A 14796-nucleotide genomic window follows, 5' to 3' on the forward strand; every position below is an offset into this window, starting at 1 on the left:
CAAATATAGTGTGGGACTGTTCCTTTGACATACTCCCGACGTTGCCCTTCTATTCCCCCCTTTCACTCCTATGCTTTATAAACATCTTTCTTAACATAAAACTTGGGCATTAATGACAAGTTATGTTCATGCTTCATAAACGGCTTTTTCAGCAGAAAAGTGTATTGAATTAGACATTTTTTTGATGATTGTAGGCGGGATTCTTCCTCCCCCTCCTCCCACACCTCCCCATCCTCCCCACCCTCCCACAAGGGTTTCAGGAGTTCCTGATCAGGGATAGCTTTCACTCGTGGGGTTAGGGGGCATGGACAACGCGGGATTCTTCAGTCAGGGTGTCCCTAACCGCAGTTTTAACAGAGGTGATGCCCTCCCCCTGTTTTGAGAGCAATCCTATTTTTTGTATCAGAAATGCTGAATTATAGCACACATAAATAAGACCCGGCTTTCATCCCGGCGCTGAATTGAAAATTACAGCGCGGGACTTCCCGCCGGGGGAATTAATTTTTAGCTGATGCCTAAATGCTAAAACCTGATAGCTAGTCAAGGTTTAAGTAAATCTGCACCTCCTTGTTGGATAATCGCTGGTGCTCTTGGAACTGACCGACCAGAATTATCTCTCTGTTGTACTTCTGGTATAGATGGAGGGTTGGGGTCTCCTCCAAAAATATCTACTAACCTATTAACTAAAGCATTTCTCTGGGAACGAGTTAAATTTTGAATCGCTTGGCGATCGCCATTCATTGGATTTTCTGTCAAAGAATCATTCCCTGGATATACAGATGATTGTAGATAATCATTGGCTCCCAAATAATCTGCTAGTGTTAATTTCCAATCAAACCGATAATTTGGGGCACGACCTTTGACATAAAAATGGTATCTAATTAGACGCGATACCAAGGTATCCTCAGTATTTACTTCTCCTGTTTCCTGAGATATATAATTATTTTCCAATGGCAAATCTGGTATTTTTTCATATACAAATGGCCATACTTCCGTAGGTCGCACCCGCCGTTGGACAATTTTGATTGGATACTCAGAATTGTCTTGGTTTGTAATTTTTTTCAACTGATGTTCTAATAAATGAGTGGAAGGATGTGCTGTACTTGGTAAAGAAGTCCACAAAAATTCTATACCAGCCCAAACCACCGCTGTTATTAAAGTAATCTTGAAATATTTGAGCCATTGCTTTTTGCTCATGGCTATCCTCAACTAACTACTAGCTATACAATTTACCTGTCTATATTTGTCCCGACGTCACTAATTATTTCTGGCTGCATCAACTCATCTGACATTTCCAATACAGCGCGGATGACTGGTTTGACTGCTTGCTCATCGAAATTATCAAAATCTTCATAACGACGACGCTTGGCACGATTAGCTACTTGCACTACTGCTCGATAACGATTAGAAGATGCTTTGATTAGCTCCTCAGACCTACGACTTAGTTCTGCCGAATTAATATTAGATTGCTTTTGCATAGGGAATAGAATAGAGAACAAGCACACGCTATTTACCTAATTGATCATACTACATTAGTCAAAAAATTGTTGTATCTAGATTAATGTAGTATTTTGAATTATATTTTAATAAATATTAACGAATTATAATAAATTATATTAAAATTAATCTAAATTTTTTGTATAGCTGAGAAAGAGTTGCTTAGGACATGGACTGATGATGAACCTTAGACTGGGAAATGTTTTTCTAACTGTTCCCTGTTCCCTGTTCCCTGTTCCCTGCTATACTTACTTTTATTACTTATATTAGTTATGTTAATATCACCTGCTTTGACTTCAAAGCACTTTTCTCAGACCCGTCATCATCCTCTAAAAATAGTTGCATTAGGAGATAGTTTAGTTTATGGTTTTGGAGATTATGAAGGTGGTGGATGGGTAGAAAGACTACGACGACATTGGATGTTACCGGACAGTTATGGCCATGTACTATATAATTTGGGAGTCCGGGGAAACCGCGTTTTACAAGTGGAACAACGCCTAGAAGATGAGTTTCGCCATCGGGGAGAATTAAGAAATCGTCAGCCAGATATTATTGTTCTCTCTGTTGGGGTAAATGATTCTGCTAGAGTCCAAAGACCAGATGGACGTTATTATACAGATTTTTACAAATTTCAAACAATTTTAGATAAGTTATTAGATACATCAAAAGAACTTTGTCCTGTAATATTTGTAGGAATGGTTCCTGTTGACCAAGCTAAAATGCCTTTCCAGGATTGTTTATATTATAGTCACGATGACCAGTACATATATAAAGAGGCGACTCGGTTAGCTTGTTTGAAGCGACAAATACCTTATTTAGATGTGTTTGAAAAATGGTTAAGTCGGGGGGAAAGTTGGTGGCGATCGCGTCTTTGTAATGATGGGATTCATCCTAATGTCAGAGGTTATCAAGCTCTTTTAGAGGATGTACTAAACTGGGAATCTTTGAATTTATTAACTAGCTAAAAGAAGGGAATAGGGAATAGGGGAAAACCTTTGCTCTTTATTTAATTTTCCTGTTTTCAAACAGGTATAAATAAACTAGGATTACCAAAAATAGACAATTAAACAATATTCAAAAATTTAATTCAATCTATGACGAAAAAATCAGGTCTCAAAGCTTCTCCTTTACAGAGGTTAACGAACTCAGAAGTAAGATAGGGAAGCAGTCGGATTGGCGACGTACAGAAGTTGACGCATCTAACGGGGATTTGAGCAATGCTCCAAAAACATTTCGCCGATCAAGGCGGGGTGGCGCAACCCAATCCTGTTTTATCAAACAGAAAATTCAGTATTTTCACCTTCCTAGTTCAGTAGGAGGTATTTTGATAGCAGTCGAAGCAAAGATTAGGACATTTATAAATCCTGGAACCCTTTGACACTTTACTATTCCCTAGCGCCTAGCGCCTAGCGCTATAACTAATAACTAATAACTGAAATGACATCTTCATCACCTAATACCTTAAATTATCAATTACCACCATTAGAAAATGGCGATCGCTTAACCAGACAAGAATTTGAGCGTCGTTATCAAGCGATGCCAGAAATCAAAAAAGCTGAATTAATTCAAGGAGTCGTTTATATGGCATCCCCGTTACGTTTTCAACCTCACGCTGAACCCCATGGGCGTTTAATTACTTGGTTAGGAGTATATCAAGCACTCACACCTCAAGTGCAAATGGGAATTGAACCAACAGTTCGCTTGGATCTTGATAATGAACTACAACCAGATGGTGTCTTACTAATTAACCCAGAAAGTGGCGGACAGTCTAGACTCAGTGATGAAGGGTATATAGAAGGGGCACCGGAACTGGTTGTGGAAATTGCTGCTAGCAGTGCAACCATAGATTTAGGGAATAAAAAACTTGCTTATCAGCGTAGTGGAGTACGGGAATACATTGTCTGGCAGGTGTTCGAGGCAAAAATTGATTGGTTTCGTTTAGACGATGGGGATTATATTTCCTTGATTCCTGAGCAACGAGGGGTAATTTGTTCTGTAGTATTTCCGGGATTGTGGTTAGATGTGTCTGCTATGTTGGCAGGAAATATGCAGCAAGTTTTGGCAGTTTTGCAAACTGGAATTAAATCAAGGCAAGAGTAGCACATCCAATACAAAGATCGACGAAATTATGTTATGGCAAATCCGGTAGTATCAGTAAAATTCATGTCTCGTAGGAGTTGTTTATCCCAACCTAAACCCTACTGGGAGTTTTTGCTAATACGGTTCAGACCTCCGTGTCATTGGGAGGCAGGCATCGAACTACACTAATTGAAGACTTGATAAATTTACATAATGTTTAAAGTCTCTGCACCAACCATAGTTAGGAGCATGACTCCACCCTGACTGCACACAATTGGGATCAATACCTTCAACAAGTGCAAATTCTCTCGTGTTGTAGACAACGCGATATTTGCCTGGCCATCCAACCACAGTTACAATATCATTAGCTTGAATCTCCGTATGCTTCCTCAATTTCTTCTGGTGTTGCTTGTCTAACTGTACCGTCGCACTCTTCAATAAACCATTCTCCTCTGTCGTCTTGGTAAACTCGACGACCATCTTTAGTGTATCCGTATGCCATGATTTTATGTGATTATCAATTAATTGTTCAATGGTTGTAAAAAAACCTTTCAGCTTAATATCTTCATCTGGTCTAGTATTTGTAATTTCTGCTATCAAAGGTTGTGATAAATTGCTTCTGCCACAACTATCTAGAGAGTGTCTAGTTAACAAACACTGTTTATTATTTTCTGCTAGTACAATATAACCAGACTGCCATACCCCATAGTGATTCAATTCAACTGTTTTAGCCATTTATTTATTCTGTAATTATTAGATTTCTTTTCCTATATATTCTTGATGTTGAGGATGTATGAAACCTAATCTAATTCTATCTTCATCAATTCCCATTTTTGTTAGCTTTGCAACTATTGATTCTTCTGTATCATTACACTGAATTAAAATGCAATTTTCAACAATATCAATATGTATAATACATTGATGGATGGGTTTATATTTATGTCATCCTAAGCATAAATCCATATAGCGCATTCGTTTATCGTCAAAAATTAGCTCTATTTGAGAATCCCCGTCTTGGATAAATTCGTATTCACAGAGCAATTTTTGCACACATTCCTGATAAAATTTTATGGCAGTATCCATAACAAATCCTCCTCAGAAAAATAGAAAAAATTAATTTTAAACGAAACTTCTTGTTAATTATTAATTATTAATTATTAATTATTAATTATCAACATACCTCTGCCACATTTGCTCATAAGCTTTTTCCATTTCGCGAGTAAACTGTTTCGCATTCCACAAGGGAGCAGTTTGTCTCGACTTTCTCAACTTCCAGGATATTTCCTGACGTAACTTTTCATCTTTTCCTAATTTAATTCCCCACTCTACATATTCCTCATCAGTCCAAGCAATACCTTCGCTGATACCAGCATTCATCATCATGGTGTAGCTGTTGCGTGCTGCAAATTGTTGACCAACCCGTGTTACCATTGGAATGCACATCCAAAGAGTTTCTAAAGTAGTTGTTGCTCCATTATAGGGATAAGTATCTAGAACGACATCTGCTATTGCTAGATTTGCTCGATGAACTTCTTCTAAAGCAACTTCTTCTATAGGAATGAGGCGATCGCTACTAATATCCTCTGACTCAGCAATATCTATCAGCAATTCAGATAAAACGTCTGACTCACCAAATTTTTTAAACAAGAAGTAACTATTGGGAACTTCCTTAAGGATTTTCATTTGCAGTCTAGCAGTATCGGGATTGCATTTATAACCTCTCTGAGCAGTAAAATAAACCACTGCATCACTGGGAATCCCTAAATCTTCTCGTTTAATACTGGGTATGTTTACCTCAAAACCATCCACCGCAACATAAGTTTGAGGTAGTCGCCAAATTTTATGGGGGTAATAGTCTTGAGCATTTTCTGGCAAAACATAGGGATCGGCAATATAGTAATCAATAGTTGGTATTCCTGAAGCATCCCACCCTAACCATGTTGCTTGAATAGGTGCTGCTTTCATTGCCATAATCGAACAACTATTAGTTAATGTTGTACTATCTAAATCAATTAAAATATCAATTCCATCTTCATAAATATCTTCTGCTACTTCTGTATTGACAATGCCATAAACATGAGCTTTTGTAGCTTGATGAATATACCATTCTTGCAGAGAATCATTGCGGTTTTCTGCCCCTTGTAAATAGGCATAAATTTCATACTTATCTCTATTATGATGCTTAAATAGCCAACGGGTAATCCACCCGACAGAATGTCTTCTGAAACAATGGGATAAATACCCGATTTTCAGAATTTTTTTTGTTGATTTTATCTGTTTTTGTGCAGATAACTTCTGACGATATTTATTAATTTGTTCAGCATAAGTTGTTTCTAAATTCAGTTGACAAAGCTCTGCTACCTGACTGCGAATTTCAACATTTTTTTCAGGGCAATCTCTGGCATAGGGGAAGAAAAAACTAGAACTATACAAACGTATTGCTGATCCGGCAAGTTGTTCTGGAGCTTCTACTACTAGAGATTTTAAGAGATTTTCTTGGTGTTCTACTGCTTCTTTAACAGTTAAATCGCATCCTTTCAAGGCTATAAGAGAGCGACAAACTAAATGATAATCTATAACTTTTTCAAAGATTTTTTTTGATAAAGCATAAGTCTTTTGTGCATATTCAAGACCCAGGGAATAATCAGTTAGCTCCGTGCTAAATTGCGCCATAGTTCTCAATACTTCTTGATTTTCTGGCACAACATTCAACAATATTTCTGTATATTTTCTGGCAACTCCTAATTCTGCAAAGGAGTAAGCAATTTGATATATAGGTGGTATTAAACAACTAACAAGTGCAGGTTTATCTTCTATTTTTTCAGCAGCAACTGATACAAACTCTATAGATAATAAATTTATCGGGTCATATACTAAAAGTTTCCTCAGTAGATGTAGTAATAAATTTTGGTCAAGTTCTTTGGGCGCGGTGTTTTCTAGTTGTGTAATAATTTCATATTCGTTCAATTGATCTGCTGTATAGTTTTCCAGAGCAATATACAAATCAATTAAATGTAATAAGTTATTAAGATCGGTGGGGTGAATTTCCCGAATATGTTGTCTGATAGCCCAAGCTACAGAATAATTTTCTGTAGCTGCTTGTTTATTTGCTTCGGTTGCTAATAAATCTACTAATTCTTCTATCCACAGTTCAACCTCTTCTACTTCTCCATCTGCCATACCAAGCCACCAAGTTGTTTGTGCTTCCTCTTCTTTTCCTTGTAGCAATAAAATTAAGCCTAACTGCCAATAGTATGACTTGCGATCTGGTTCGATATTTATTGCTTGTTCATATAAACTGGCTGCTTTTATATAATTTCCTTTTCTCAAATAAACGTCAGCTTCTTGTTGCCAATCTGTGAGATTACCAGAAGTATGGTTGGAGTGCATAGTTAAGAGTAATTTAATGAGTATTAATAAAAACGGCGTTGCTCAAATATAATAGTAAGTAGCTGAAGGTAAAATTGAAAAACTTATGTTTAGCTGTTGATACTTAATCTAAAAATCATTACAACTCACCAACGCCATAAAAACTACAAAATAGGTAGCACTTAGCGTACTACCTATTTCTAGCTTCAAAGTTTTGTTAATTATGTCAACTATTATATAAATGGGCTAGTTATACCCATAAAGCTAAATACTAAACGGTAGACTATACATCTTCTGGGTAATCACCGCCACACTCAGTCAAAGCTAGTGGATCACCTGATGTGTTAGCACCTTGTGCTGATGCGTCTGTACTCTCACAAAGAGCACTTTGGGAAGTCAGGGCTCCAGAGGCATCAGTCAAATATACTAAACCTGCATAAAATTTAACACCAAAAACAGCTTGTGCTGTCCAAGCATTTGCTCCACCTTCGGCAGATGTATTCGCACCTATGTCATAAGTGTAATTACCTGTTGCAGTTTTAATGCCTAGACCTAATTTTCCGATCTGAGCTCTATCTGTGATAAAACCACCGTTCTCTGCATAATAAGCTTGTTGACCTTTATTAATAGAAGCCAAATACTGCTTTGCTTCAGACTGCTTTGCTTTATTAGCTTGGTTTAAGAAAGAAGGCAAGGCAATAGCAGACAAAATTCCAATAATGATGATAACCACCAACAGTTCAATCAGAGTGAAACCCTCTTCTTTTCTCTTCTTAGCAACGTGCTGTAAGAACTTAGCCTTAAATTCAGTTTTCATTTTTTCTCCTATAACAATTGGACAAATAAATTTTTTCTCCTGAATCTAACTTACCCACCTTGCCAAAATTTCATATCACCTCCCAAGAAATTTTTTTTTCAGTAGGTTGGGTTGAGGGAAGAAACCCAACAAATTCTAAGCTCGTAGTTAGGCTTGAACCCAAGGAAAATATATGAGGGGCTGAAGCGCAACTACAAGCCTTTGTTTGTAGTTGCGCTTCAGCTCAGGGATAATAGATTAGGGGTTAAAGGATTTGATATGACGCTCCAAAGCAATAATAATTAGCTTCGTAGTACGGCTTCAGCCCCTCAATTCACTCTGAAAAAAAAAGGAGATAAATTGTTACTTACGGCTTGCTGATTAAATCTCAAAGTATTTACAGATCAAGGTTATAGCTTTTTTTAGGTCTCACAATGGACAAACAAGCCATTGACATACTCCCGACGTTGCCCTTCTATTCCCCCCTTTCAAAGGGGGGTTAGGGGGGATGGACAAAGCGGGATTCTGAGCGTCTGGGAAACCCTGACCGCTGCGCATGACAGAGGTGATGTCCTCCCCCTGTTTTGACTTTTACAATAACAAAATGCTCTTAGCTTGTGTCTTGGGCATATAAACGTTTAGCTTATGAAGGTATCCGAATCCGGGCCCAGGCTTTCATCCCGACGCTCCCCCTCCCCCCTATGCACGGGGGGTTAGGGGGGATGGAGAGCGCGGGACAACAGCCAGGAAAGTTAACCTTATAATTTGTTTGGGTAAATTGTAGCGATCGCTCTTTAAGCACAAATGGCCTTTGTCAGCATTGGCCGTAATCTTCTAACCCACATTCCGCACTTCAATTTGTATTATTAAAAGTAGCATCAAAATTCTTGATTTGGTAAGTATTTATACTATGCAAATCATCTCAATTACTTTTTTCGTTGATCAAATTCCGAGTCAATAATTAAGCATAAATACTTGCTTGATTGATTACTCAATTACGGCAGCTATGGTTATCTTCTAAAATTCTGTCTCCAGTAGGGGCCAGTTGACACCTCACTGAAAAATGCACCCATCCCTCTAGCGGGAGTGGGTTACGTTTCCTGCGTGTCCGATAAGTAATCGACCAGTGCCCCTTCCCTCCGGGACGCTACGCGAACGGCGACGGGACTTGAAAAAAAACAATTAATATCTCAACCTTGGTTTTTAGTTGAGTTTTTGTATTTTAACATACTTATCTGTAAAAGCGCTCTTATTGATTGGTTTTCCCATCTCTTCGCTCCCCTTATAGCTACCGCACTTGCTCCGCCAAAGGGAGAGCGCGGATCTTCAACCAACGTTGAGATAAATTATGATATTTTTGTCAGTAATACCAATTTGATAAATGTTGGCTACAAATATCTAGTTTTTTTTAAGGAGTCAGGAGTCAGAATAAATAGCTTCTTAGTCATTCTTAGTTCATAAATTATTGAATTCGTCAAAGGAACATCTCCTGTCAAGTCTTTTTATTGCCCTTATTATTTGTAACATTATTTTTTAAAATTGGTATAATAGGAATACTAGAGTTAAACAAATACATCTAATTAATATCAGCTTATGAATAAAAATTTAATATGGTTATTCGTCATTGTGGCTATAGTTTTTGTAACTATTGGAGACAGTTTGGAATTCATGCCCGAACCTGTCCAAAATGCCAGTTTAGAAAGTCGTAAATTTGTGGTTGGGTTATGGCCTAGGTGGTTAAAACCTAAAAATACTAATCAACGTACAGAAGAAGCTTTAGAAAAATTGGAAACTCCTGGTAAAACAGAATAGACTAACCACAAATAATTATCAAAACACTTATGTGTGTTTAAATGGTTAATCCAGCCCACTTTTTTCAAGTAAATGTTATTTTGGTGACAATACGTCCTATTGGCGAGGCCAGTTCCGACCTAAGAGTGTTCGGTATTAAACAGGCAAAGAGATTTGAAAAGCTAGTTGAATAATTAATAATTAATAATTAATAATTAAATAGTTTTCTGATTATTAATTAATAGTTAATACAGCGTATTTTTGATCTGTGAGGTACGACTGTAACAGTCTAGAAGGCTGTGCTACAATTTTATAATATATTTGTACCTCATGACGCGCTGAATCTGCTGTAATTAATAATTAAAGAGTGATCCAGCAGTATGTCAAATGACCTAAATTGAGGCTTGAGTCTTGGAGAAAAACTTCCCGCACTCACGCTCACCAGTAGGGGGTTTGGAGACCAAACCCCTACAATTAATTGTCACCCCTTCAACGAGGAAATTTTTAGCGTTTCTTTAACCAGCTAAACATGGCGCGTAAATCTTTGCCAACTTCTTCAATAGGATGTTCCGCTTCTTGGCGACGTATAGCAGTAAATACAGATTTGCCTGTTTGGTTTTCCATGACAAATTCGCGGGCAAACTGACCAGACTGAATCTCACTTAAGATTTTCCGCATCTCGGCGCGAGTTTCATCGGTAACGATGCGAGGTCCGCGAGTGTAGTCGCCAAACTCAGCAGTATTAGAGATACTGTCGCGCATATTTGCTAGACCACCTTCGACAACTAGATCGACTATAAGTTTAACTTCGTGGAGACATTCAAAATAAGCTAGTTCTGGTTGATATCCAGCTTCTACTAGGGTTTGAAATCCAGCTTTAATTAACCCACTGATACCGCCACAGAGAACTGCTTGTTCGCCAAATAGGTCGGTTTCGGTTTCTTCCCGGAAGGTAGTTTCTAGAATACCGGCGCGGGTACCACCAATACCTTTAGCATAAGCCATGGCGCGATCGCGGGCAAGACCCGAAGCATCTTGGAAAATGGCAAATAGACAGGGGACACCTTCTCCTTGTTCATAAGTCCGTCTAACTAAATGTCCAGGGCCTTTTGGTGCTACCATTACTACGTCCACATTTGATGGGGGCAGAATTTGACCAAAGTGAATATTGAAACCGTGGGCAAAAGCTAGGATTTTTCCTTCTTTGAGATGGGGTTCTATTTCATTTTTATAGACTGTTTTCTGTACTTCGTCTGGTAATAGAATCATTATTAGGTCTGCTTTTTCGGCAGCTTCATTTACTGGGTAAACATCTAGACCTTCTGCTTTTGCTTTGGTAGTAGATTTACTGCCTGGATAGAGACCGACAATTACTTTTGAGCCACTATCTTTGAGATTAAGGGCATGAGCATGACCTTGAGAACCATAGCCAATGATGGCGATCGTTTTATCGTTTAAGATGTCCAGGTTAGCATCGGTATCATAGTACATTTTGGCCATTATTTTTGTCTCCTGCCAGCAATTATTATTATTTATGCAAAACTTTTATTATATCAAATGAAGTCAGAAGGTTTTGAGAATTTAGAATTTAGAACTGAGAGGACTAAAGCCATGCATATCAAATTATACACCATCTGTAGTGGCGAGTCGCGACTCGCCACTACTAGATAGCGGTGCGACCCCGCGACGACGAAAGTCGCAAGGGAACGCGCACCAAGAGATGGTGGTTCTGCGTAAGTCCTGATTGAAAATTATTAAATTTTGTAGTTCAATTCTAAATATAGAGAATACCTCTTGCAAAAGTTTTAATTAAATCAATTTTAAGACATTAAATAAACTATTTTATCCCCCTGATTCCCTCCATACCTATTCCCTATTCCATGAATTCTAAATTCTTAAACTTTGTCTTTCAATTCTGAATTGAGAATTCTGAATTCTAAATTCTTAAATCAATTCTAAATTCTAAATTCAATATCCATCAGGGCTGATAGTAGTATGATCGTATTCTGCCATTGATAAATCAATTTGTCTAGCTCGAAATAAATTACACCATCCCAATTTAGCATTATCTAACTTTGCTTTTTCTAGGTTAGCTCCTCTCAAATCTCCATACCTTAAATCTGTATCTATTAAATTTGCTTTATATAAGTTTGCACCTTGCAAATTAATTCTACTCAAATTTGCACCACGAAAATTAGCATGACGTAAATTAGCTCTCGATAGATTTCCCTGTTGAATATTACTATCAGATAAGTTAGCTTGATAAAGTTTAATATCTCCCATTTCTACTTCCAGCAAATTACATCTTTGGAGGTTAGCTTGATTCAAATTTGCATAAGGCATATAAGCTCTTTGTAAATTAGAACCTTCTAAATTAATTCCTTCTAAATTAGCTTCAAATAATTCAATATTACTTAAATCAATGCCAGAAAATTCTCTTTGACCCTCAGCATATCTCCATAGTAATTCTTCTGCACTCATCTTCTCCATTTCAATATTTTTAGAGCTACTGGTTAGCAGTTGATAATCATCATTTATTAAATAAATAATGAGTATTTATACTTATTGTATTTATCAAGATTTATACTAAGATGGCCTGATAAAAATTACTGGGATTCTAATCCTTTTTTAAGATTTGTAAAATTTTCATTCATAATTCTTAAAAGAGGGAGTAGGGAGTGTGGGAGGGTGGGAGGTGTGGGAAGTGTGGGAGGTGTGGGAAGTGTGGGAGGTGTGGGAGGTGTGGGAAGTGTGGGAGGTGTGGGAGGTGTGGGAAGTGTGGGAGGTGTGGGAAGTGTGGGAGGTGTGGGAAGTGTGGGAGAAATAATTTTTCCTTGATTTTTCTGCCTCGCCCTGCCCCAAAGTCCTCACTTTATGCAGCTCTTTTTACCGAAAAACTGATACTTTTTCACGACTTAAAATGGCTAAAACCTTTATCTGTAAATGCTTTGATATTTAATCAGCAGAGCAATAATTAGTTTGATTTTTTGGCATTGGTGAAATAAGGTATGAAATTCGGATCAGAGTAAGGTTGATAGTAAGGAAAAAAGCTGTTTTGACTACTGACTACTTTAGGGGCGAGCAAGCGAATCGCCCCTACTAAAAATCATACAATCATTCAGGAAGGCCGATTTTTTATTATTGGAAATGTCTATTAGAATCATTGTCAGGAAGAGGGAGTAGGGAGTAGGGAGTAGGGAGTAAGGAGTAGGGGGAAGTATTGGTTGGATTTTTTATTATTGGAAATGTCTATTAGAATCATTGTCAGACGAATCCTAATAAAATAATGCCAGAAATTAGACAATCTATTGCCCAACATTACCATGAGCGGACAAAATACGACCCAGAAACGATTGGGAGTAAAAGTCATCAACTAGACTGGGAAAATCAACCAATACCATTCAAAGAGTATAAAATTGGCACAACTGTTGACCTGAAACCCTATCTGCAAGAAAAAATTAATCCAGAAAAAGACTCCAAAGAAGGAGAAAACCTATCCAACTTACTTATGTGTAGCTATGGCTTGACTGCTAAGATAGCAACAATGATGGGAAATCATTACTTAAGAGCAGCTCCTTCTGCTGGGGGGTTGTATCCAGCAGAGGTTTATTTAATTTCCCGTGGCACAACCCTATTACCTGCGGGATTATATAACTATCAGGCCAAAACTCATTCATTACTGAGATTTTGGGACAATAGAGTATGGCCAGAATTGCAGGATGCTTGTTTTTGGCATCCAGCTCTAGAAAATACAAAATTAGCGATCGCCATTACTGCCATCTTTTATCGTTCTGCTTGGCGTTACGAAGACCGCGCCTATAGACGAATATTTTTAGATACAGGTCACTTATTAGGTAACATTGAACTAGCTTCTGCTTTGAGTAACTACCGACCGCATCTAATTGGGGGGTTTAATGATGAAGCAATAAATCAAATGCTTTATTTAGATACAACAGAAGAACAGGCGATCGCTATTGTTGCTTTAGCAGACTTACTAGATATCGAACAAAATTTGCCTCAGTGGCAAACTGCTTTACCTTCTGGTACTCAAACAGATTATCCAATGATTCCAGATGGTGAACTGCTAAAATATTTACATGAAGCGACTCACATTAACTCAAATTCTCCAAAAGTACCTGCTTGGAAAACAAGAGAAACTCCAGAATATTCAGAAGATAAATATAACTTTCCATTTTGTACAAAAGTTTCCACTGTTACTCCTTCCATTTCCTGGGGTAAAGACTTAGAAGGTCTCAGAAATACAATTCTCAAACGACGTTCCACTCGCGCCTATACTGGAGAAGCTATTCCTTTAAAGGAATTATTAGCTGTATTAGATTTTACTTATCAATCCCAGCATTACTTTAATCAAGAATTAGATGGTAATCCTGATTATTTTGACCTAAGTTTGATTGAAACGTTTATTGCAGTTTCTGAAGTAGATGGTTTAGAAGATGGTTGTTATTATTATGCCCCAATGGCTCAAGAGTTGCGACAAATTAGGTTTAAAAATTTCCGAGAAGAGTTACATTTTTTGTGCTTAGGGCAAGACTTAGGTAGGGATGCTGCTGTTGTCTTGTTTCATACTGCCGATCTGAAAAAAGCTGTAGGCAAATATGGCGATCGGGTTTACCGTTACCTCCATGCAGATGCAGGGCATTTAGGGCAAAGACTGAATTTAGCAGCTATTCATCTGGGTTTAGGTGTTAGTGGTATTGCTGGTTTCTTTGACGATCGCGTGAATGAAGTTTTAGGTATTCCTGTCGATGAGGCAGTTGTTTATATTACAACTTTAGGTAGTCCTTAAGGAGTGGGGAAGTGTGGGAATAGGGGAGTAGGGGAGTAGGGGAGTAGGGGAGATTGAATACTGAAGTAATTATAGAATTCTGGAGAGTACAAAGTTCTAAGTGAAAAAAACCATTCCCCGGCAAAAGTTAGAGAATGGTGCATACTGGTTAATGATTCTAAATTTTTACCAGCTAATCTCTATTATGCAGATAATATCATGTCCGAATGATTTTATGTGTGGTAAATAAGAAAAAATTACCATTGAAGACTGTATTACAGCGCTTTTCAGTTGAGTAGACCACAAAACTGTTGTAGGAGTAAGGAGTAATGAGTAAGGAGTAATGAGTAAGGAGTAATGAGTCAAAGGTTAGTAACAAAAGAATACAAATCTTCCATAAAAACCCCGGATGATTACAACTGTGGTCAAGAGAGCATGAAAACTGCTATAAGGGCGCGGACATTTCTAAATCCTGTTT

14 protein-coding genes are annotated in these 14796 nt (G+C 37.7%); 5 read left to right on the forward strand and 9 right to left on the reverse strand.

Annotated features, from left to right (window positions below; translation table 11 throughout):
- Positions 1-68: 68 nt before the first annotated feature.
- The 3 genes from F6K40_RS00090 to F6K40_RS00100 all read right to left on the reverse strand — a co-directional run bounded on the left by F6K40_RS00090 (position 69) and on the right by F6K40_RS00100 (position 1478).
- Positions 69-287, reverse strand: a complete 219-nt coding sequence (locus F6K40_RS00090) for a hypothetical protein (RefSeq protein ID WP_293129620.1) — start codon at positions 285-287, stop codon at positions 69-71.
- Between the two features lie 253 nt (positions 288-540).
- Complete coding sequence (locus F6K40_RS00095; protein WP_293129623.1) at positions 541-1197, reverse strand: hypothetical protein; 657 nt, start codon at positions 1195-1197, stop codon at positions 541-543.
- 32 nt (positions 1198-1229) lie between these two features.
- Complete coding sequence (locus F6K40_RS00100) at positions 1230-1478, reverse strand: DNA-directed RNA polymerase subunit omega (RefSeq protein WP_293129625.1); 249 nt, start codon at positions 1476-1478, stop codon at positions 1230-1232.
- Between the two features lie 291 nt (positions 1479-1769).
- Between F6K40_RS00100 and F6K40_RS00105 the strand changes: the two genes are divergently transcribed.
- Together F6K40_RS00105 and F6K40_RS00110 are read left to right on the forward strand one after the other, a co-directional pair.
- Positions 1770-2462, forward strand: a complete 693-nt coding sequence (locus tag F6K40_RS00105) for a GDSL-type esterase/lipase family protein (protein ID WP_293129627.1) — start codon at positions 1770-1772, stop codon at positions 2460-2462.
- A 472-nt stretch (positions 2463-2934) separates the two neighbouring features.
- Positions 2935-3597: a Uma2 family endonuclease gene (locus F6K40_RS00110; RefSeq protein ID WP_293129629.1), complete on the forward strand. Its 663-nt coding sequence runs from the start codon at positions 2935-2937 to the stop codon at positions 3595-3597.
- A 159-nt stretch (positions 3598-3756) separates the two neighbouring features.
- On the opposite strand, the gene F6K40_RS00115 is transcribed toward F6K40_RS00110, so the two are convergent.
- From F6K40_RS00115 to F6K40_RS00125, 4 genes are all read right to left on the reverse strand, one after another.
- Complete coding sequence (locus F6K40_RS00115; RefSeq protein WP_293129632.1) at positions 3757-4311, reverse strand: hypothetical protein; 555 nt, start codon at positions 4309-4311, stop codon at positions 3757-3759.
- An 18-nt stretch (positions 4312-4329) separates the two neighbouring features.
- On the reverse strand, positions 4330-4503 hold the full coding sequence (locus F6K40_RS40575; RefSeq protein ID WP_365669653.1) for an element excision factor XisI family protein: 174 nt from the start codon (positions 4501-4503) through the stop codon (positions 4330-4332).
- Positions 4504-4740: 237 nt separating this feature from the next.
- Positions 4741-6966, reverse strand: a complete 2226-nt coding sequence (locus F6K40_RS00120) for an O-linked N-acetylglucosamine transferase, SPINDLY family protein (protein ID WP_293129635.1) — start codon at positions 6964-6966, stop codon at positions 4741-4743.
- A gap of 262 nt (positions 6967-7228) precedes the next feature.
- Entirely contained in the window at positions 7229-7762 is a 534-nt protein-coding gene (locus tag F6K40_RS00125; protein ID WP_293129638.1) for a type IV pilin-like G/H family protein, read from the reverse strand.
- 1572 nt (positions 7763-9334) lie between these two features.
- On the opposite strand from F6K40_RS00125, the gene F6K40_RS00130 reads away from it, so the two are divergent.
- A complete protein-coding gene (locus F6K40_RS00130) occupies positions 9335-9553 on the forward strand; it encodes a hypothetical protein (protein WP_293129641.1) in 219 nt (72 codons plus the stop codon).
- 483 nt (positions 9554-10036) lie between these two features.
- On the opposite strand, the gene ilvC is transcribed toward F6K40_RS00130, so the two are convergent.
- Both ilvC and F6K40_RS00140 read right to left on the reverse strand, forming a co-directional pair.
- Positions 10037-11032, reverse strand: a complete 996-nt coding sequence (gene ilvC / locus F6K40_RS00135; protein ID WP_293129644.1) for a ketol-acid reductoisomerase — start codon at positions 11030-11032, stop codon at positions 10037-10039.
- A gap of 468 nt (positions 11033-11500) precedes the next feature.
- Complete coding sequence (locus F6K40_RS00140) at positions 11501-12022, reverse strand: pentapeptide repeat-containing protein (protein WP_293129647.1); 522 nt, start codon at positions 12020-12022, stop codon at positions 11501-11503.
- A gap of 198 nt (positions 12023-12220) precedes the next feature.
- On the opposite strand from F6K40_RS00140, the gene F6K40_RS00145 reads away from it, so the two are divergent.
- On the forward strand, positions 12221-12370 hold the full coding sequence (locus tag F6K40_RS00145) for a hypothetical protein (protein ID WP_293129650.1): 150 nt from the start codon (positions 12221-12223) through the stop codon (positions 12368-12370).
- A gap of 448 nt (positions 12371-12818) precedes the next feature.
- Positions 12819-14339, forward strand: a complete 1521-nt coding sequence (locus F6K40_RS00150; protein WP_293129653.1) for a SagB/ThcOx family dehydrogenase — start codon at positions 12819-12821, stop codon at positions 14337-14339.
- The last annotated feature ends 457 nt before the right edge of the window (positions 14340-14796 follow it).

This window comes from Okeania sp. SIO3I5 (assembly GCF_010672085.1).
Taxonomy (GTDB): Bacteria; Cyanobacteriota; Cyanobacteriia; order Cyanobacteriales; family Microcoleaceae; genus Trichodesmium.